Here is a 20843-nt window from a genome sequence, read left to right on the forward strand (position 1 = left end):
GCTGATCACCGAACCGGGCCAAATCCTCCTGAAACGACACGATCGCCGCAACCTCTCAAATCGAGAGTGTTGCGACGATCGCGTGAACCCGCCAGAGTGCTCGAGGGCCGTTCGGTTGCGCCGCAAGGTGATTCGTCGAGGTGGCCGCGACGGGCCTATCAGGTGGTCAGTGTCGGCCCGCGCGGGGCGAGGCCGCCTGGTCGCGAGAGGTCGAGCGAACGTGCGAGGTGCCGGTGCGGCCCTGGGACCGGCCTGCGGCGGCATCGGTGCCACGGGCAACGGCAACGCCTGCGCCACGGGGGTTTCGGCTGCGCTGCCCACCGGTTGCGCCACTGTGGTCGGTGCGGCCACGCGACTGACCGTCGAAGCCGCCACGCGTGTCACCGCTGCGCGACGAACCGGCAGGACGCTCGGAACGACCACTAGAACGACCATCGAAGCCGCCGCCACGTCCATCACTGTTACGCGCCGGGCCCGCAGGACGCTCGGCGCGGCCACTGGAACGGCCACCGAAGCCGGCACCGCGACCATCACCGCTACGCGACGAACCGGCGCCGCGCTCGGAAGGCCCGTCGAAGCCGGTGCCGCGATCGAACGAGTCGCTCGCACCACGCCCATTGCGGCTGCGTGACGACCCACCGGAGACCGCATCCCGACGCGACTGTCCGCCCGCGCCTTGACCACCACGGGTACGGGCAGCACCCGTTGCGGCGCCGCGCCCGGCGCTGCTCGGGCGGGTGTTCCGGTTGCGGGCCTGTCCACCGGTGTGTGTGGAGGCGGTCGGGTTGTAGGTCGGTGCGACGAGCGGGGCGATCTCGCCGACCAGCTCGGTCACCGGCGCCGAGTCCGCGGTCACGCGCTGCGGGCTCACCTGGATGCCTGCCTTGCGCAGCAGTCCGGCGACGTCTCTGCGCTGCTCCGGCAGCACGACGGTGACCACGTCACCGGCGCTGCCCGCGCGGGCGGTCCGCCCGGAGCGGTGCAGGTATGCCTTGTGCTCGGCGGGCGGGTCGACATGCACGACCAGCTCGACATCATCGACGTGTACGCCGCGCGCGGCGATATCGGTGGCGACGAGCACGCGCGCCGAGCCATCGGTGAACGCGGCCAGGTTGCGGTCCCGGGCGACCTGGGAGAGGTTGCCGTGCAGATCGGTCGCCGGGATGCCCGCGGTGGTCAATTGCTTGGCGAGCTTGCGCGCCTGATGCTTGGTGCGCATGAACAGGATTCGGCGGCCGCCGCCCGAGGCCAGGGTGCGCACAAGCGCGTTCTTGGCGTCGGCGCCGCCGACCTCGAAGACATGGTGGGTCATCGCGGCCACCGGCGAGTTGGCCTCGTCGACGGAGTGCGACGCGGGATCACGCATGAATCGTTTGACCAGCTTGTCCACACCGTTGTCCAGCGTGGCGGAGAACAGCAGACGCTGGCCGGTCGACTGGGTGGCCGCGAGGATCCTGGTCACCGAAGGCAGAAAGCCCAGGTCGGCCATGTGATCGGCCTCGTCGAGCACGGTGACCTGCACCTCGTTGAGGTGCACGACACGCTGACGCATCAGATCTTCCAGCCGGCCCGGGCAGGCCACCACGATATCGACGCCTGCGGCCAGTGCGCGGCTCTGCCGCACCTGAGAGACACCGCCGATGATCGTCGTCACGGTCAATCCGCAGGCCACGGCCATGGGCTCGAGCGTCGCGGTGATCTGAGTGGCCAGTTCACGCGTCGGGGCGAGGATCAGGCCGCTGGGCCGACCCGGCTTACGGACACCGCCCGCGAGCCGGTCGACCATCGGGATGGAAAAGGCCAGCGTCTTGCCACTACCGGTCTTGCCACGGCCGAGCACGTCACGCCCGGCGAGCGAATCGGGCAGGGTGGCGGCCTGGATCGGGAACGGTGCGGTGATGCCGTTCGCCACGAGGGCGTCGACCAGCCTCTTACGCACACCGAGCGCGGCAAAAGAGGTCACATGGGCAGAGCTCGAGGAACGAGTCGTCATAAGAAGTACGGGTGCCTTTCCGGCATCGGGGGTTGTACCGCAGCGGCACGCAGGATGGTGTGTCCATTACCTGCGTTCGGTGTTATGACACCCAGCTGCGGGGCCGACGCGAAAGAAAGACATCCACGACGGACATAGGGCGACCATGCAAGATCAACAATCGCCGACTAGCAACCATAGCGCAGTTGCGCGCCTTCTGCGGCAGGGGCGTCGTAGGTCACTATCGAAATGCCGACGCCGGGTACCGACATCCGGCTCTCCCGGCACCTCACCCGGCCCGACACCCGCTCCGCTGCCTGGGATTTCACCTTCGCGCACCCACCGGCCACACCACGAAGGTGACTTTCGTCATCGAACGCCACACGGCATTGCCGCAGATGCCCGGACAGCGGGTCGGCAGCTGCGGCGGCGTGGTGGATATTCACAGCAGCGGCGACGGCCGAGCAACCGACACCAGGGCGTGCTACGCCCCGAGTCGAGCTGCGGGGGTGACGATCCGGAGGACGGCCGCGACGGATTGGTCGGCGAGGGCGTCGGTCAAGGGTAGGTGGCCGAAGAGGGCGCGGTAGTAGATGGGGGCGGCGATGGCGTCGAGTAGGAAGTCCAGGTCCAGGTTCTGGTCGATCTCGCCGCGGCGGATTGCCGATGCGAGCGCGGTTGCGGTGGTGCGTCTGCGCGGCTCGAAGACGGTGGCCAGGAAGTGAGCTCGCAGGGCTCGATCGTTGGCGAGGTCGGCGACCAGGGCCGGGAGGACTTGGTGCAGTGAGGTATCTCGCAGTGCGGCAACGAGATTGCGCATCGCGATGGTCAGATCGGCGCGGAGGTCGCCGGTGTCGGGGGTCGGCTGGAGGCCGAGTAGGTCAGCGACCACGTCGACAACCAGGTGCCGCTTCGATGGCCAACGACGGTAGATCGCCGGGCGATGAATACCGGCTCTGGTGGCGATCTGGCCGATGGACAGGTCTGCGTAGCCGGTTTCGTCGAGCAGTTCCCGAGCCGCCGCCAGCACCGCCGCATCGATCCGTTCTTCGCGCGCCCTGCCCGCCATCAGAAGACCGGGCGCGGCATCAGCACGACCCGCCAGCCATCTGGATCAGGAAAGGTCAGTCCGCCGTGCTCGGCCCAGTACGGGTTCTCGGCAAGCACCGGCTCCACACCGAAATCGCCGAGCCGCTGCGCCACGTCGTCCCTCTGCGATTCGCCCGAGAAGTACAGCACCAAAAGGTTTTCCGCACTGGGCGCATCGCCGGGGCTGCCGTCCACGTGCGTGGTGAATTCCAAGTGGTACCCGGCCCCGGGCAGCCCGAGCATCACTCCGTCGTAACCGGCATGGTTCTGGAATCGATACAGCTCACGCAGCCCAAGCCCTTCCACATAGAACTGGACCACTGCTGCCAAACGATCGGTGGGACGAGCAATCCGAACTTGCGCCACCGGCAACGACTCGGGCCAGGTCTCGGTCGTATCCGTCATGATTCAACGATACGGAACGTACTGTACCGATTTCAAAAGACATCCATCCCCCGAATCAGCGGCCGAGAGTGCACCGGCACCCGGCCGACCCTCCGACACCACGATGACAAGCCGCAATAGCAAAGGCCGCCCCCACATCACTCGGACATGAAGGCGGCCTCGACTTTTCCTATTCGGCGGACGTCGCCCGCCGCCGAACCCGGCGTGCGGCCGCGACCATATTGCGCAGCGACGGCTCGAGCTGCCAGTAGTGTCGCGTCTTCAAACCACCATCCGGGTTCGCCCATAGTCGTTCCGGCGTAACGGCTTTGGCTGCGGCCGTGAGCAATTCGTCGAGCTCATCGATATCCGGGATACGCGCCGAACGGCTTTCGTAGACACCGGGGCCCACACCGTGGCTCAGGCCGTGGCCGGAGGCGCAGTCGTCCTTGAGCGCCTTGAGCACCCATTCGATGGAGCGAGTCGCGACGAGCGCGGTGACGTCGGCATCGAGCTGCTCGATCGCCTCGACTACCTCGGCGCGACCGGAATAGTTGATGTGCGTATGGATCTGAGTTTCCGGCCGCACACCGGAGGTGGCGAGGCGGAATGCGCCGACCGCCCAGCGCAGGTACTCGGCGCGGCCGACAGGACGCGACGGCAACATTTCGCGAATAGCGGGCTCGTCGACCTGAATGATCGAGATACCCGCGCGCTCCAGGTCGACGACCTCGTCGCGGATCGCCAACGCCACCTGGTCCGCGGTTTCGAACAGCGGCTGGTCCTGGCGGACGAACGAGCGCGCGATCATGGTGACCGGACCGGTGACCATACCCTTGACCGGCTTGTCGGTCAGCGACTGGGCGTAGGTGATCCATTCGACCGACATCGGAGCCGGACGCGACACGTCGCCATAGATGATCGGCGGGCGGACACAACGGGATCCGTACACCTGCACCCAACCGAAGCGAGTGGTCGCGAAGCCGTCGAGCAGCTCGGCGAAGTACTGGATCATGTCGTTGCGCTCATGCTCACCGTGTACCAGCACGTCGAGGCCGATGTCCTCCTGCAGGCGGATCGTGGCCTCGATCTCGGCCTCGATCTTCTTGCGGTACTCCGCGTAGGACAACCTGCCCTCGCCGAGATCGTGGCGAGCCTGCCGCAGCCGCGTGGCCTGCGGGAAGGAACCCAGCGTGGTCGCGGGCACCGGAGGCAGATTCAGCTTGCGCTGCTGGGCTTCTCGACGCACCTCATAGGGCACACGCTCACGCATATCCGGCGTGACCGCGTAAACCCGTTGCCGCACTGCGTGCTTCTGCTTGAAGTGCACCTCGGTCGGCCGCTTGCGCCACTTCTCCGACGGCCCCTCGGTGAGCGCCTTCGCGAGCGAAACCACCTCGCCCACCTTCTGTTTCGCGAAGGCGAGGCGATCGGCGACATTGCCCTCGATGTCGTATTCGGCGAGCACGTCGTAGGGCACGTGCAGCAGCGTCGCACCGGTGGAGACGACCAGGTCGGGGCAGACCTTCGCCAGCTCGTTGAGATAGGACAGCGTGACGAACCGGTCGGCGCGCCACACATTGAGGCCGCTGATCACGCCCGCGTACAAACGCTTACGACGAATGCCGGGAACCTTCGCGAGTTCCTCGGGGTCGATTCGGAAGCTCGCCAAGTCCAGTCCGATGGCCTCGACGTTGGTGCCTGCCAGGATGGTCAGCGCTTCGCCGAAGTCGCCGTACTGACCGGTGACCAGCATCCGCGGCCGCAGCGGCGCCTTCGAAAGTCGTTGGTAGGTCTTCTCGAACGCCGCGAGCTCAGCGGGGCCGCGCTCACCGGTGAAGCAGGGCTCGTCCAGCTGCACGCAGGTGGCGCCGCGCTTGGCGAGAATCTCGAACAGCTGCTCGTACACCGGAAGCAGCTTGTCGAGCAGGCCGAGGGTGTCGAATTCCGCCTCACCCGGCACGTGCCCGGCCTTGGACAGCAGCAGCAGCGAGACCGGGCCGAGCACCACGGGGCGCAGCTCGATATCGCGTTCCTTTGCGCGGTCGAATTCGTCGAGCAACGCCTCGGGATGCAGGGAGAACTCGGTGGATTCGTCGAGTTCGGGCTGCCGGTAGTGGTAGGCGGTGCCGAAGAACCGCACCAACTCCAGCGGCGGCAGGTCGGGACGACCGCGCGCCATCAGGAAATAGAAGTCCAGCGGGTCGAGTTCGTCCTGGAGCGGCTTGAACCTGGTCGGCACCGCGCCGAAGAGCAGCGCGTTGTCGAGCACATGGTCGTAGAAGGAAAAGGTGTTGCCGGGGACCTGGGTGAGACCGGTGGCGGCCAGCTCGTTGAACTGCCGTTCCTGGATGTCGCGCCCGACCGCGAGCAACTCGTCGCGAGATACCCCGCCGCGCCAATAGCCCTCCAGGGCCCGCTTGAGTTCCCGGTGCGGTCCGATCCTCGGATAACCAAGGATGCTCGACCCATAACCATCGGTGACGTTGACCATGCGCGGGATGCTCCCTTTCGATCACCTGCGCTGGCGCCCACCGCCGAACGGTGGAACGCCGCACAGCGCTGCGCTCTCGGTGTTCGAGCGAGCCGCGACCACGACCCGCCTTCTTGCAGCCTATGCCGATAACCCCATCCATCCGGCCGTTCCTGAGGCCGGATGATCTACCGCCGACCCACCCCCCACGGAGCGAGTCTTACGAGCGACCGTTCGCGGCCGGCTCGCGTCCGAGCGGCCGAAGCGCATGCGACGAAGTCGCGAGTCTCGACCGCTCGGACGCGAGCCTTCAGGGCCGCGAACCCGCAGCGCCGCAGGCGCTGCACATCAGACCCTGCGCCGCAATTAGACTTTGTACTGGTAGAAACCGGCACCGGTCTTCTTGCCGAGCAGGCCCGCCTCGACCATGCGCATCAGCAGCGGCGGGGCCGAGTACAGCGGCTCCTTGAACTCTGCGTACATGGAGTCGGCGATCGACTTGACGGTGTCGAGGCCGACGAGGTCGGTCAGCGCCAGCGGGCCCATCGGGTGGGCACAGCCGAGCACCATAGCCTTGTCGACGTCTTCCTTGGTGGCGAAACCGGACTCCACCATGCGGATCGAGGACAGCAGGTACGGCACCAGCAGCGCGTTCACCACGAAGCCGGAGCGGTCGGCCGAGCGGACGACCTGTTTGCCGAGCACGTCGCCGGCGAAACCCTCGGCGCGCTTGGACACCGACTCGCTCGTCTTGAGCGTGGTGACCAGCTCGACCAGCGGCAGCACCGGAACCGGGTTGAAGAAGTGCATGCCGACCACGCGCTCGGGGTTCGCCGTGGCGACCGCGATCTTCATGATCGGGATGGAGGAGGTGTTGGAGGCCAGCACCGCATCGGGGTCGGTGACGACCTTGTCGAGCTCGCTGAAGATCGAGGTCTTCACCTTCTCGTCCTCGAGCACGGCCTCGACCACCAGCTGGCGGTCGGCGAAGTCGCCGAGGTCGGAGGTGAACCGCAACCGCCAGGCGGCCTGCTCGCGCTCACGCTCGGTGATCTTGCCGCTGCTGACGCCACGGTCGAGCGACCGCAGGATGCGGGAACGGCCTGCGGCGGCTAGTTCCCGAGTCTGTTCGAAGACGAGCACGTCGATATGCGCGCGAGCGCACACCTCCGCGATTCCGGCACCCATCTGTCCGGCGCCGATAATGCCGACGCGTTGAATCTTCTCGCTGCTCACGTCCCGCTCCTGCTGGTTTGTCTGGCAATCGGGTGGCTTGTGGCGAAGGAGCGACGCGGTCCGCGGCGAACCTTCGATGGTCCAAGGTATAGGGATATGCCCTCCCCGCCGAGGGCTGTTCGGCGGGGAGGGCGGTACACCCCTACTGAAGTAGAGGGCTATAGGTATTCACGTCGGGAAACCTCAGTCCCTTTTGCGAATCACGGTTGGTGACGTCGGATGCTTTCGCAACCCTGTACGGGGTGAGCTCGACGAACCCCCGTTCGCGGCCGGCTCGCTTCCGACTACTCGAAGCGCAGGCGCCGAAGGCGCGAGTCTCGAGTGCTCGGAAGCGAGCCTTGGGGGCCGCGGACACGCGGCGCGGAGGCGCCGCCATGTCTCAGTGGAACTGACCCTCTTCGGTGGAGCCCTTCAGGGCGGCCGTCGAGGTGTTCGGGTCCACGGTGGTGGCGATCAGGTCGAAGTAGCCTGCGCCGACCTCACGCTGGTGCTTGGTGGCGGTGTAACCGCGCTCCTCGGCGGCGAACTCGCGCTCCTGCAGGTCGACGTAGGCGGTCATGCCCTCGCGGGCGTAGCCGTAGGCCAGGTCGAACATGCCGTAATTGAGCGAGTGGAAGCCGGCCAGGGTGATGAACTGGAACTTGAAGCCCATCGCGCCGAGCTCCTTCTGGAACTTCGCGATGGTCGCGTCGTCCAGGTGCGCCTTCCAGTTGAAGGACGGGGAGCAGTTGTAGGCGAGCAGCTGGTCCGGGAACTCGCTGCGGACGGCCTCGGCGAACTGCTTGGCCAGCTCGAGATCGGGCTTGCCGGTCTCCATCCAGATCAGGTCCGCGTAGGGGGCGTAGGCCTTGGCGCGGGCGATGCAGGGCTCGATGCCGTTCTTCACACCGAAGAAGCCCTCCGCGGTGCGGGTGCCGTCGAGGAACGGCTTGTCGCGGTCGTCCACGTCGGTGGTGATCAGGGTGGCGGCTTCGGCATCGGTGCGGGCGATGATCACCGAAGGCACGTCAGCGACGTCGGACGCGAGGCGAGCCGAGGTCAGGGTGCGGATGTGCTGCTGGGTCGGGATGAGCACCTTGCCACCGAGGTGGCCGCACTTCTTCTCCGAGGCGAGCTGGTCTTCCCAGTGCACGCCCGCGGCGCCGGCCTGGATCATGGCCTTCTGCAGCTCGTAGGCGTTCAGGGCGCCACCGAAGCCGGCCTCGGCATCGGCGACGATCGGGGCGAGCCAGTTCTTGACCGAGGTGTCACCCTCGACCTTGGCGATCTCGTCGGCGCGCAGCAGCGCGTTGTTGATGCGACGCACGACGGCGGGGACCGAGTTGGCCGGGTAGAGGCTCTGGTCCGGGTAGGTGTGGCCGGAGAGGTTCGCGTCACCGGCGACCTGCCAACCGGACAGGTAGATGGCCTGCAGGCCGGCGCGCACCTGCTGCACGGCCATGTTGCCGGTCAGGGCGCCGAGGGAGTTGATGTAGTCCTCGTTGTTGACGAGATCCCAGAGGATCTCCGAGCCGCGGCGCGCGAGGGTGGCTTCCTCGACGACGGTGCCCTGGAGCTTCGACACCTGCTCTGCGGTGTAGTTACGGGTGATGCCCTTCCAGCGGGGGTTGGTGTCCCAATCCTGCTGGATTTCCGCGGCGGTCTTCGGGGTGCCGGTGGTCATCTCTGACTCCACTTCCTCGTTTGGTCGGGTGTGCCCCACGGTCGAGTCTGGCTCGAACTGCTGGAGCGGCAATTTGCAGGCTTGCTAGGCCCATGGGGTGTACTTCCACACGATGGCACACCAGGAAATAGCCGTCTACCTGTTGCTAGTGTGAATCTCAGCTAGGTTTCCACAGGTGTTTGCTAACTTTGCGAAATTTGCCGATAAATTGCACGCATGAAACCTACCGACGGGTAGCTCTGACATGCGGTTTTAGCGTAACGCTCGTACTGTTAGCGATCTTCGAGTGGGCTGCCATCGACGCGCGCAGACATTCCGTCATGTGAGGACCTTCACAGCTTCGGGCGGGCGCCTTCGGTGTGGGCTGCGCCACCTTCGAGTGGGACCGGTCGCGTGCCGTCGGGCAGACTGGGTCGAATTCACTCCAGGACACGCGTCCAGCTGCCTCGGGTATCCGCGGCGGGCATCGGGCGCTCGATCAACCCGACAGGAGCACCATGCGGAAACTGTGGTTCACCACGGCAATCGCCTGCGCTTATGCCGCGAGCCTGCTGACACTGCCCGCAGCGACCGCCGACCCGGCCGCCGGACCGGGCACCGTCACTTCCGTCGCCCCACTCGGCGCGGTCGCGACCCTGCCGGGATCGGTGAACTCCACTCGCGTCCACTACCGCACCAGCACCGCGAACGATGTGCCGACTGTGGCGAGCGCCGCTGTCTATTTCCCGCCGGGTCCCGCTCCCGCGGGCGGCTGGCCGGTGATCGCCTGGGCACACGGCACTGTCGGACTCGGTGACGACTGCGCGTACAGCACCGCCGGACCGAGCGCCGCCGAGCGCGACTGGGCCTACCTGGGCACCTGGCTGCGGCAGGGTTACGCCATCGTGGCCGCCGACTATGCCGGGCTCGGCACGCCGGACGAGCATCCCTACCTCAATGGCATGGTGATGGCGCACAACGTCGTCGACGCAGTACTCGCCGCGACCAGGCAGTACTCGTCACTGGCGAAGAAGTGGGCCGTCGTCGGACAGTCGCAGGGCGCGGGCGCGGCCGCCTACACCGCGCGCTACGCCACCGAATTCGGCGGTCCCGAGCTGGACTACCGCGGCGCGGTCACCACCGGCGTACCCGCCTACATCGAGGATGTGCTGCTGCCGCTCGCTCCACATATGCCACCGATCAAGCTGAGCCCGCACAGCACTGCCTACGTGCTGTACATCCTCAACGGGCTGCGCACAACCTTCGCAGACACCGCCGGACACAGTCCGTCCGAAAACCGCGCCGGGCCGAGTACAGGCGAGGCAGCCGCCTACGGAAACGCAGCCGCGCACCCAACGTTGAATGTCGAGTCCTTCCTCACCGACTCCGGCCGGGAATGGCTGACCCGCGCCCGCGATGCGTGCATCGGGCCGCTCGGTGACGAGCTCGCCGCGCGCGGCGTCGTGCTGGGCGATCTGTTCTCCCGGCCGTTGCTGGAGATTCCCGACCTCCACGGGTTCCTCGCCCGCTACATGGCACTGCCCGAATCCGGCTACGACAAGCCGCTCTTCATAGGACAGGGCCTGCGCGACACCGATGTCATCACACCGGAATCCCTGCGCTGGGCAGCCGTGCTGAAGGCGAACGGCCAGCCGGTCACGCTGCATACCTATCTCACCGACCACAGCGGGACCGTCAACGCCTCGCTGCCGGATTCCCTGCCGTTCGTGCACAGCCTGTTCGCCTGAACCGCCGGCCGCCCGCGAACAACTCACATCGCGGCGAGCAGATCACGCAGGCGAGTGGCGTAGGCCAACGGGTGGGTCATATTGCCGTTGTGGCCACCGGGGAACTCGACCACCGCGGTATCGCGCAACACGGCCAACTCCTGCGCGCATTTGTGGTCGAAAACCTCATGCGGGGTGCTGCGCCCGGAGGCCGGAATGATGTGGACCGATGATCGCTGTAATGCGGCGGCATCGAGGTTGTCGGTGCGAACGGCGGTGAAGTCCTCGCCGATGAAGAACGCGAAGTTCGCGGCACGCTCCGCTGTGATCGGGGGCAGCTCCACCCCCGGCTCCAATTCCTGGTTCCGTGGATCGATGCCGAGGGTTTTCACAATCGGCGCCAAGGCGGCCTGCCAACCGCTCTCCCGGAAAACCTGTTGGCAGTGTTCGAGTTCGCGCAGATGGTGCGCGCGTTCGGCGGCCGCAAGGAGCCAAGGCGTGACCGGCTCGTGCGCGATCAGGGTGTGCAGCTGCTCCGGGTGTTCGACAGCCAAGTGCAGTCCGATGGCCGCCCCCATGCTGCAACCGAGCATGCGGGCTGGTTGATCTGTCAGCGCGGCGAGCAGACGATGCACGTCATCGGCATGCGTCGCCATGGTCACCGGCTCGGCCGAGTCGTGAATCGTGCTGCGCGACAGCCCCCTTCGGTCGTAGGTGATGACGGTATAGGCCTGCTCCAGCTGGCGAACCAGGCCCTCGCTGCGGTGCGCGTCCCCCTCGCCGCTCTGCGCGATGAGCAGGACCGGGCCGGTGCCCCGGACTTCGTAGTAGAGGTCGGCGCCGGGCACCGGAAGGGTGGCGTTCGAAATCGTGGTCATACCCAGAAGAGTAATACATCAAATCTGATACATCAATAGTGATGCATCAAACTTGATGTACTGTTGCCGCATGGACGGTGTGGAGCTTTTCCTGTTGGGCCGAACCCTGATGAAGCTCGGCGAAGACGCGCTGCCGACGGAGGGGCTCGGCGGCGGCCACCGGCCGGTGCTGATCGTGACCAGCGACATCCTGGAGCATCCGGACAGCACCGTCAGCGAAATCGCCTCGCGCACCGGTCTTCCGCAGAGCGCCGTATCCAACGCAGTCGCCCGCCTGAAAGAAGCGGGCTCGATCACCACGACCACCGACCCACGCGATCGACGTCGATCGCTGATCCGCAAGGCCGACCGAATCTCCACCCGCGTCGCACAGGTGCGGGCGACCACGATCGACGCCACACTGGCGGCCGCGCTCGGCACCGATGACCCCGAGGTGGTGAGCGACATCGTCACCGCCTTGGAATCACTCGCCCGGCAACTGCGCCCGAACCACCCACCGACAGCCGCGAATAGCGATCCCTCCCCCGCCCTCCGGGAGCAGCGCGGCTGATGTGCCACATAGGTGATCACCTATGAAACACGCGAGGTCACGGTGCCGCAGTGCTGCCCGTTGACATATGCAGGTAAATGCCTGCATAATTTTGGGCGTGCAATCCGAACCCGACATGGACGCGGTTTTCAAGGCGCTGGCCGACAGCACCCGCCGGCTGCTGCTGGACCTGCTGCGGGAGCACAACGGCCAGACGCTGCGGGAGCTGTGCGAGCGGGTCGATATGGCCCGGCAGTCGTTGACCCAGCATCTCGACATTCTCGAGCGGGCCGGGCTGGTGACCGTGCTGCGGCGCGGGCGCGAGCGGGTGCACTACATCAATCCGACACCGATTCACGACATCGAACATCGTTGGATCTCCGTCTTCGACCGCCCCCGGCTGGATGTCCTGCGCGCCATCAAGAACCAGGCAGAGGAGTACGCCATGACCACCACCGTTCCGAGCTACGTCTACGTCACCTATATTCACGCCAGCGCCGAACAGGTGTGGAAGGCGCTGACCGACGCCGACCTGACCGCCCAGTACTGGTTCCACGAGAATGTGTCCGACTGGGAGCCCGGTTCGCTCTGGGAGCACCGCCGCGCCGACGGCTCCGGCAAGATCGACGTCGTCGGCAAGGTGCTCGAGTCCGAACCGCCGACGAAACTGGTCCTCACCTTCGAGGATTCCCCCGAGGAGGATCGCTCGCCGTCCGTGGTCACCTTCCTGGTCGAGTCCCACCGGGACATCGTCCGGCTCACCGTCACCCACGATAATCTTCCGAATGAACAAATGCTGCAAGGTATTTCGCGCGGCTGGCCCTCGGTGATCGCCAACCTCAAGTCTCTGCTGGAAACCGGCAAGGTCCTCCCACAGGCCCCGTGGGAAATGGACTCGGCGGCGCACGCCTGATGTTGGACACCACCGCATTGCGCGAGGCCTACGACTCGCTCCTGGAAGCCGCTGTCACCGTGGCCGATTCGGCCCAACTCCGGACGCCCCCGCCGGGTGAATGGAATGCCGATCGGATCCTGGCCCACGTCTGTCTCGTCACCGCGGGCACCATCGCCGCCGTGGCGGCGGTCGCGGCGGGCGAACACACCACCTACGACAATCGCCACGCCCTCGACACCTGGACCATCGATCGCGTGGCCGAGCGGGCGGGCGGGTTCTCCGGCCTGCGTGAGCGCCTGCGCCGTCAGGCCGAGATCCTCTGCGGCTTCGGCGGACCCGCCCTGTCCGATCCCGAACTCGACAGCCCCGTCCCGCTCCTCGGACTCTCCGCGGGTGCCCTGCTCACCGACGCGGTCGTGCCGCTGCGCGGGCTGTTCGGGGGCCTGGCCGACATCGAAATCCCCAACCACACCCGGCAACTGCTGGCCCTATTGCCCGAGGACGCCGCCGTCTGACATACGAAAGGCACCGGAGCGAGGGACATTCGCTCCGGTGCCTTTCGCGGGGAACGCTTGCACGGGACCCTCACCATTTGAGCATCGGGTTCGCCACGACTACTGCGGACACGGCCACGTCGACGACATCGACGAGCGCCGCGAGTTCGGCATCGATGTCGACCTCGATCGCGCCGCGCGATAGTCCGGATCCGACAATTTCGGTATCACCGGTAGTGAAATGGTGGCTGTCGAGGAGGTGCGGACCGCCACTTCTCTCACGTCGATCTGAGCAGGCTGGTAGTGGGTTACGAACGGAGCGGTTGTGATTGCGTTCCTGGGGTTTGGAGTTGGAGTGGTGGCCCCTCAGGGTGTCGATAGTCCGGTCGGGCCGTGGGTTCGGTGCCAGTGTTCGGCGATGTCGATACGTCTGGTTATCCAGACATCGTCGTGGGATTGGACGTGGTCCAGAAAGCGTTCGAGGGCCGCGGTGCGGGCGGGGCGGCCCACAATGCGGCAGTGCAGACCCACCGAAAGCATTTTCGGGCTGCCCTCGGCGCCTTCGCGGTAGAGCACGTCGAAAGCGTCGCGCAAGTGGGCGAAGAACTGCTCACCGCTGGGGAAACCCGCAGGCGAGGCGAAGCGCATGTCGTTGGTGTCCAGCGTGTACGGGACCACCAAGTGACTGCGGTTGTGGACAGTGACCCAGTAGGGCAGGTCGTCGGCGTAGGAATCCGAGTCGTAGACGAATCCGCCGTGCTCGACCACCAACTGCCTGGTGTTCGGTGAGTCGCGCCCGGTGTACCAGCCCCGCGGTGGGGCGCCGGTCAATTCGGTGAGGATGCGCACCGCCTGGGCCATGTGCGCCCGCTCGGTCTCGCGGTCGGCGAGCTGATAGGACCTCCAGCGCAGGCCGTGGCAGGCGATCTCGTGCCCGAGCTCACGAAAAGCCGCTACCGCCTCAGGATTTCGCTGCATGGCCCTGGCCACCGCGAAGATGGTGAGGGGCAGGCCGCGGCGCTCGAACATCCGGAGCACTCGCCACAGACCGGCACGGGACCCGTACTCGTAGAGCGACTCCATGCTCATATGCCGATTCGGAAAGGCTTCCGCCGGAGTCATTTCCGAGAGGAAGGTCTCCGAGTGCGGATCGCCGTCGAGGACAGTGTTCTCCCCTCCCTCTTCGTAATTGAGCACGAACTGGACCGCTATCCGCGCCGCACCCGGCCACTTCGGATCCGGTGGCGTCGCCCCGTAGCCCACAAAGTCCCGCTCGCTCATGCGCCCAGCTCTCCGTACAGCCGTAGGCGCGCGAGCCCGCCGTCCGGGTAGATGTCGAGGCGCACTTCCTCGACCGGAGCGCCCATCGGCGCGATCGCGAAGCGGTGCCTGGTGTCGGGCAACAGTGCGGTGCGCGGCAGCAACTCGAGCTCGGTGCCATCGGTGGTGCGGCCGGTGAGCCGGGCGGCGCCGGGGCTGTTGCCGAGGAAGTACGACGTGTCGATCTCCGCGAGCCGGATCAGGCCCGGGCCTGCGAGGCGGATGCGCACCCAGTCGTTACGGTCGTCGCGGCGGCGGGCGGTCTCCCAGCCATCGCCCATCTTCCTGGCCAGGCCGGGATAGAGGAGCTGATTGGGTGAGCTGTAGAAGCGGTTGGAGCAGTCGATCACCAGCGCGCCGTTCTCCAGCGCGGCCAGATCCAGCGGGCCGAGACCGAGCAGCCTCGGATCGGGACGACCCTCCCCGTACACCCGCAGCCGCGCCACACCACCATCCGGGTGCATGATGAGTTTTACATGGGTCCAACGCTTTTCGCTCTCGATCGAGAACGGATTGCGGCTGTCGCCCGCGCACGGAGCGCGGTCGAGCAGGGTCAGCCAATCGTCGCGTTCGGCGATGGCCTCGGCGTTGGGGTAGCCCTCGATCTCCAGCGCGGACACCGATACGGCGGGCGGATAGTTCCCCTTGAACCAGGCGGTGTCCACCACGATGCCCCTGATGACGCCGGGCACGCCCAGCCGCACGATGGCGGAATCGTCACCCGGCCTGCCCCGATGCCTGCGGGTCTCCCAGCCGTCATAGATCTGGCCCTTGTGCCCGAAGGTCGACGGGCGGTATTCGGCGGGTCCCGGGTTGATCAAATTCTCCTTCTCCGCGAAGAATTCATCATCGGCCCAGATCACCGACCCGCCGAGGGGGCGGACCGCCAGGTCCGGCAGCAGCGTGAAGTCCACGTCGTGCACTACGCCTCCTGTTCGGGCCGGAGCCTGGTTGTCCATTACGCCTCCTATGTGATCGGCGCACGCGAGACCAGCGCTCGCAGCACCTCGATGCTCAGGTCGCCGATCTCATCCACGCCGCGCGCGCCGCAGTTCACGCCACGTAAGACGGTGGCGGCCAGGGCTTCCGCGGTGGCGGGCTCATCCATGACCCCACCGGATCGCCGCTCGAGATAGGCCTGCAGGCGTGGGACCGCGATGGCGGTGGCCTGCCGAAAGAACTCGTAGGTGGCCAGCCACCGGGTGACCAAATGTCCGGGGTGCATGTCCCAGCCCTGGTAGTACCCGCGGCGCAGCGATCGGGTAACCAGCCGATGATGATTGCGCAGTGCGGCTTCGGGTTCGGTGTCGGGCACGATCTGGGTGGAGCCGTCGCAGATCCACACGCCGGTTTGCGCCGCGGCCACCTGCATGACGGACTTGGCGTAGTCCGCGGCCGGATGATCGAGCGCCTGATCCGGCGCGGCGATCCCGCAGGCGGCCGTGTAATCGTAGGTGCCGAAATGCAATCCGCTGCAGCGGCCACCGGCAAGTCCGATCATTCTTGCTATCGGCGTGGTGCCGTCGGCGGCGATGACGGCCTGCGGGCTCTCGATCTGGAGCTCGAAACGCACAGTGCCTTCCGCAAGGCCATAGCCGCGCTCGAAGGCTTCGGAGAGTGCGGCGAGGGCCGAAACCTGTTCTGCGGCACGAATCTTGGGCACCGTAAATACAAAGCCTGCGGGCACACCGCCTGCTGTGTCGAGCACCAACTCGAGGGTGCGCAGGGCTCTGCGACGTTCAGTGCCCGCAAGGCCCTTCGTCCGAATCCCGAAACTTGTCGGACCGTGGGATTGTTCCGCCCAGGCGGACAGCGCCGCGCCCGCGGTGATGGCGGCGTTGTCCTCCTCGTCGTCGGAACGGAATCCGTAGCCGTCCTCGAAGTCGATGCGCAGATCCTGGATCGGATTGCGCTCGAGGCGGTCACGCACGGCGGGCAGAGAACGGGTGCTGTCGAGTTCGGCGAGCAGGTCGTGGTGGCGGTCGAGCAGTTCCGTCGCTGCCGCACCCCAGGCCACGGGCGTGTCGGTAGTGACGCGATCGGCGGACACATATGCCGTGTGAATCGGCTGCGCCCGGCGGCCGGGGCCTGGATACCGCGCAAGCAGTTCAGCGTCGACCGGGTCGAGCATCGCGTCGATTCGGGCACGAACGTCCTCGGGTAGCCGGGTCACCCCTGCGCTCCTTTCTGAATGACATGCCAAATCCGGTCGGCCGTCATCGGCAACCGGTCCAGTCGTGCCCCGACAGCATCGCGGATGGCATTGGCCAGGGCGGGGGCGACCGGGTTGTAGGGCGACTCACTCATCGACTTGGCACCGAGCGGGCCCAGGTCATCGGCGGTGTCGGCGAAGTACACCTCGGTGCGGGGCAGGTCGGCGAACTGCGGGATGTGGTAGTGCCGCAAGGTTTGGGTGGTCACCACACCGTGGTCGCTGCGCATGTCCTCGTAGAGCGCGGTGCCGATGGCCTGCGCCGCGCCGCCCTCCACCTGCCCGCGGCACTGCACCGGGTTGAGCACCGTGCCCGCGTCGGCGGCCTGGATGGACTGCAGGATTCGCACCGATCCGGTGTCCGGATGCACCGCGACCCGGAAGGCGTGCACGTTGAAGCTGACCGAACGTGGGCTGCCGTCATGATCGCCGCGACCCGACAGCGCGCCATTGGCCAGGAGTTCGGCCGCAACGAGCAGTCGATCACCGCAGCGGACACCGTCGGGGCGCAGTTCGCATCCGGACGCAGGCAGTCCCGACAGCTCGGACGCCCTGGCCAGCATCCGGTCACGCAGCGACAGCGCTGCCGCGTAGCAGGCTCTGCCCGCCACTGTTATCCCGGTCGATCCGAATGCGCCCGTGTCATGTCCGACCAGATCGGTGTCCGACTGCCGGATCACCACCTGCCGCACATCGGCATTCAACGCGGTGGCCGCGAGTTGGGCGTGCACCGTGGTGGTGCCATTGCCGAATTCCGCAGTGCCGACCCGGATCTCGTAGCGTCCATCGGCCAGCAGGGTGGCCGATGCTTCGGAGCGATGTCCGCGCGGCGGGATGGTGGCGATCATGGACAGCGCCATGCCCTCGCCGATGCGCCAGTCCGGGCCGGGAGCCGCAATACCGTTGCCGCGCCGCAGTGCTCGTTCGGCCAGGTCGATGCACTGGTCCAGGCCGTAGCTGCCGAACATCAGGTCGCTGTCGCCTGCCTCCGCACCGACGAGCCGGTCCCCTGGCACCACCACGTTGCGGCGGCGGAACTCGAACGGGTCGATACCGGTGGCCCGCGCGAGCTCGTCCAGCGCCGACTCGACCCCGAAAATGATCTGCCCGAGACCGTACCCGCGGAACGCACCCGACGGAATGTTGTTGGTGTACACCGCCTGCGCATCGACCCGTTTGTTGGCGCAGCGGTATACCTGCACCGACTCGCCCACACCGTGGAACATCACGCCCACACTGTGATTACCGTAAGCGCCCGCATCGGAGAGCACATCGACAGCGAGGGCGGTCAACGTACCGTCGGCGTCGGCGCCTGCCGTCACCTCGACGCGCATCGGATGCCTGCTCGTCGCCGCGGTGAACTCCTCCGACCTGGTGAACTCGTACTGGACCGGCCGTCCGGTGCGCAGCACCGCCAGCGCGATGAGGTCCTCGGCCAGCATCTCCTGCTTGGCGCCGAAACCGCCGCCGACCCGGGTCGCGAACACCCGCACCCGTTCCCGAGGCAGCCCGAACAATTCGCACAATTCGTCTCGCACCAAGAACGGAACCTGCGTGCTGCACCTGATCACCAGCCTGCTCTGCTCGTCCAACCAGCCGATGCCACCGTGGGTCTCCAAATGCACGTGCTGGGCACGCGGCGAATGCCACACCCCGTGCACCACATGGGCGGCCGCGTCCAGCCCCGCAGCCACATCACCCACCTCGCCGTGCACCTCGGCGACCAGATTTCGCCGCGCATCCGCGATTCGAGCCGAATTCGGTTTATCACCATGCAGTTTCGGCGCCCGCGGGGCCAGCGCCTGCGTCGGTTCGAAAACCGCGGGCAGCAGCTCGTACTCCACCAGCAATGCCCGACACGCCGCCCTGGCACCATCCAGACTCTCGGCGACGACAGCGGCCACCCGCTGCCCGACGAAGCGCACCGTCCGATCCAGCACATAGGTGTCATCGGGGTCGTCCATCCGGAACTCGTGGCGTGCCGTCGAAAACGCGACATCCGGTGCGTCGGCCCAAGTGAGCACCGCATGCACTCCAGGGAGGGCTTCGGCCACCGAGGTATCGATCGAGACGATCAGCGCGTGCGGGTGCGGGCTCGGCAGCACCGCGATGTGCAGTGGCGCGGTCGGCGGGGCCATTGCCGCATCGGCCATGGGGTCGACGTCGCGGGCACGGACATCGAAGGTGAATGCCTCCGTGCCGGTCACGACACGAACGGAGGCCGGTGCGGATGCTCCAGTCCCGATCTGCCCACAGCCGCGGCCAGATGTCCCGGTGGCAGCGTGCGGGCACAGGTCGGCAGCCGTACCGAGGCCGGCGGACGAACTGCCACCCGAAGCAGACCCCGAACCGGCAGCTGTCCCGAAAACCGAGGTCGTAGCCAGGGCAGCGGCCGTGCGAAGGTCGACCTGGCGCTGAGTGGGAGCGTCGAGACCAGCTTCGGCGGACACCGTCTGCGCTGCCGCGTCCGGCTCGGGTTTCGCGGACGCGGCGGTCAGTGCGTCGGCGATGGCGCGGTAGCCCGTGCAGCGGCAGAGATTTCCCTTCATCAGTTCGGGGAGGTCAGCCGTGTCGGGCGTTGTCGATCGGCTGCCGCAGCCCAGGCCCGCGGCGGTGACCACCATGCCCGCGGTGCAGAAGCCGCATTGGAAGGCTGCCGCGTCGATGAATTGCTGTTGCACGGGGTGTAGATCGCCGGTGGTGCCGAGGCCGGAGGCCGTGGTGATGGTGCGGTCGGCGGCGCGGTAGGCGGGGATGATGCAGGAGTGGACGGTCAGGCCGTCGAGTTGCACCGAGCAGGCGCCGCAGTCGCCCGCGTCGCAGCCCTTCTTCACGGCCAGGTTGCCGGTTTCGCGGAGCAGGGTGCGTAGGCACTGGCCGGGGCGGGGCTCCACCTGCACCAGCTTGCCGTCGACCTCGAATTTCATTGTGGCTCACCGGTTTCTGCACATAGCTCCGCGGCGACCTGTGCGGCCAGCCGGCCGGTGACGTGGCAACGCCAGTCCGGTGCGCCGTGCGGATCGTCGAACCAGAGCGCCGGATCGATCGACTCGATGGCCGTATGCACGTGGGCAGAGTTGGGTGGTTCGGCGAAATCCAGCACAATCGGGCGGCTGGTTGCCGCGGTGACGGTGAGCGTGCACCGATCGTCGAGCTCGCGCCGACCCATCACCACCGCTCCGGAGCGACCGAGCGGCGACAACGCTACTTTGCGGAAAGCAGTGCGCGACAGCAGTGTTCGCGTTGGAATGGTGATCGATCGCAGCACCTCCCCGGCCCGCAATACCTGGACTCCCGGGCCGATAACGAACTCCCGCAACGGGATACGTCGATCGGTGCCGTCCGGCGACCACACCAGCGCGACCCCGTCGAGTGCGGTCACCGCACCGAGCACCCCACCCGCGGGCAACGCCGAGCACACGTTGCCCCCGACGGTCGCGGTCCGCCAGATCTTGTGTGAGGCGAGTAGCGCCCGGCAGCCCTGCGCGAATAGCGCCGTCCCCGGCCACTCGTTTCGCAGCATCGGCATACCGAGTTCACGGCCGGGCCCCGCACCGGCGAACTCGGCCAATGTGCAGGTAGCCGCGATCTCCAAGCCGTCCGGCGTCTCCGATAACGCGGTCCAGCCGAGCGCGGTGATGTCGACAAGCCGCTCCAGTTGGTCCTGCGGCTCGGAGAACAGGAAGGTGCCTCCGGCGAGAACCCCACACGAGCCGCCCACCACCCCGAGGTCGGCCCGCTCCCGCGCCACCGTCACCGCCCGGATCGTATCCAGGTCCACGTGTCACCTCACTCCGCTACCTCTACCGCCACAGTAGAAGCCGAGAGTTGCCGCGTTGTTGCACGACACCCGCTCCACATTGCGCCATCGTTACCGCAACACCACCACCAGCTCCCAGCTCCCAGCTCCCAGCTCCCAGCTCCCAGCTCCCAGCTCCCAGCTCCCAGCTCCCAGCTCCCAGCTCCCAGCTCCCAGCTCCCAGCTCCCAGCG

16 protein-coding genes are annotated in these 20843 nt (G+C 66.9%); 4 read left to right on the plus strand and 12 right to left on the minus strand.

What is annotated here, in order from left to right:
• Positions 1-166: 166 nt before the first annotated feature.
• The 6 genes from AB0M74_RS33720 to aceA all read right to left on the minus strand — a co-directional run bounded on the left by AB0M74_RS33720 (position 167) and on the right by aceA (position 8817).
• Complete coding sequence (locus tag AB0M74_RS33720; protein ID WP_366530360.1) at positions 167-1993, minus strand: DEAD/DEAH box helicase; 1827 nt, start codon at positions 1991-1993, stop codon at positions 167-169.
• A 463-nt stretch (positions 1994-2456) separates the two neighbouring features.
• The gene (locus tag AB0M74_RS33725; protein ID WP_366530361.1) at positions 2457-3041 is read right to left on the minus strand and encodes a TetR/AcrR family transcriptional regulator; all 585 of its coding nucleotides are present in this window, start codon (positions 3039-3041) and stop codon (positions 2457-2459) included.
• Positions 3041-3469: a VOC family protein gene (locus tag AB0M74_RS33730; protein WP_366530383.1), complete on the minus strand. Its 429-nt coding sequence runs from the start codon at positions 3467-3469 to the stop codon at positions 3041-3043. Before AB0M74_RS33730 ends, AB0M74_RS33725 begins: the two co-directional genes overlap by 1 nt.
• 166 nt (positions 3470-3635) lie before the next feature.
• Positions 3636-5939 (minus strand): 5-methyltetrahydropteroyltriglutamate--homocysteine S-methyltransferase, encoded by a 2304-nt coding sequence (gene metE, locus AB0M74_RS33735; RefSeq protein ID WP_366530362.1) that lies wholly within the window; start codon positions 5937-5939, stop codon positions 3636-3638.
• A 345-nt stretch (positions 5940-6284) separates the two neighbouring features.
• Entirely contained in the window at positions 6285-7154 is an 870-nt protein-coding gene (locus AB0M74_RS33740; RefSeq protein WP_366530363.1) for a 3-hydroxybutyryl-CoA dehydrogenase, read from the minus strand.
• A 379-nt stretch (positions 7155-7533) separates the two neighbouring features.
• Positions 7534-8817, minus strand: a complete 1284-nt coding sequence (aceA, locus tag AB0M74_RS33745; protein ID WP_328406698.1) for an isocitrate lyase — start codon at positions 8815-8817, stop codon at positions 7534-7536.
• 497 nt (positions 8818-9314) lie between these two features.
• Here aceA and AB0M74_RS33750 point away from each other — a divergent pair, with 497 nt between their 5' ends.
• A complete protein-coding gene (locus AB0M74_RS33750; protein ID WP_366530364.1) occupies positions 9315-10544 on the plus strand; it encodes a lipase family protein in 1230 nt (409 codons plus the stop codon).
• A gap of 23 nt (positions 10545-10567) precedes the next feature.
• On the opposite strand, the gene AB0M74_RS33755 is transcribed toward AB0M74_RS33750, so the two are convergent.
• Positions 10568-11401, minus strand: coding sequence for an alpha/beta hydrolase (locus AB0M74_RS33755; protein WP_366530365.1), 834 nt, complete (start codon positions 11399-11401; stop codon positions 10568-10570).
• Between the two features lie 70 nt (positions 11402-11471).
• On the opposite strand from AB0M74_RS33755, the gene AB0M74_RS33760 reads away from it, so the two are divergent.
• The 3 genes from AB0M74_RS33760 (at position 11472) to AB0M74_RS33770 (ending at position 13340) form a co-directional block, all read left to right on the plus strand.
• Positions 11472-11951 carry a MarR family transcriptional regulator gene (locus AB0M74_RS33760; RefSeq protein WP_366530366.1) on the plus strand — a complete coding sequence of 160 codons (480 nt, stop codon included), beginning with the start codon at positions 11472-11474 and terminating at the stop codon, positions 11949-11951.
• A 115-nt stretch (positions 11952-12066) separates the two neighbouring features.
• Positions 12067-12843, plus strand: a complete 777-nt coding sequence (locus AB0M74_RS33765; protein ID WP_366530384.1) for a metalloregulator ArsR/SmtB family transcription factor — start codon at positions 12067-12069, stop codon at positions 12841-12843.
• A complete protein-coding gene (locus AB0M74_RS33770) occupies positions 12843-13340 on the plus strand; it encodes a hypothetical protein (RefSeq protein ID WP_366530367.1) in 498 nt (165 codons plus the stop codon). Before AB0M74_RS33765 ends, AB0M74_RS33770 begins: the two co-directional genes overlap by 1 nt.
• Before the next feature lie 345 nt (positions 13341-13685).
• Here the strand turns inward: AB0M74_RS33770 and puuE are convergent, their stop codons facing one another.
• Genes puuE through AB0M74_RS33795 form a run of 5 tightly spaced genes read right to left on the minus strand, consistent with a single transcriptional unit; the run spans position 13686 to position 20632 of the window.
• Positions 13686-14600: an allantoinase PuuE gene (puuE, locus tag AB0M74_RS33775; protein ID WP_366530368.1), complete on the minus strand. Its 915-nt coding sequence runs from the start codon at positions 14598-14600 to the stop codon at positions 13686-13688.
• Positions 14597-15598 carry an allantoicase gene (gene alc / locus AB0M74_RS33780; RefSeq protein WP_366530369.1) on the minus strand — a complete coding sequence of 334 codons (1002 nt, stop codon included), beginning with the start codon at positions 15596-15598 and terminating at the stop codon, positions 14597-14599. Before alc ends, puuE begins: the two co-directional genes overlap by 4 nt.
• An 8-nt stretch (positions 15599-15606) precedes the next feature.
• A complete protein-coding gene (locus tag AB0M74_RS33785; RefSeq protein ID WP_366530385.1) occupies positions 15607-16770 on the minus strand; it encodes an aldolase/citrate lyase family protein in 1164 nt (387 codons plus the stop codon).
• A gap of 38 nt (positions 16771-16808) precedes the next feature.
• Positions 16809-19778, minus strand: coding sequence for a molybdopterin cofactor-binding domain-containing protein (locus AB0M74_RS33790; RefSeq protein ID WP_366530370.1), 2970 nt, complete (start codon positions 19776-19778; stop codon positions 16809-16811).
• Complete coding sequence (locus AB0M74_RS33795) at positions 19775-20632, minus strand: FAD binding domain-containing protein (RefSeq protein WP_366530371.1); 858 nt, start codon at positions 20630-20632, stop codon at positions 19775-19777. Before AB0M74_RS33795 ends, AB0M74_RS33790 begins: the two co-directional genes overlap by 4 nt.
• Between the last annotated feature and the right edge of the window lie 211 nt (positions 20633-20843).

It is taken from the genome of Nocardia sp. NPDC051463, from assembly GCF_040681975.1.
In the GTDB taxonomy this organism is placed as follows: domain Bacteria; phylum Actinomycetota; class Actinomycetes; order Mycobacteriales; family Mycobacteriaceae; genus Nocardia.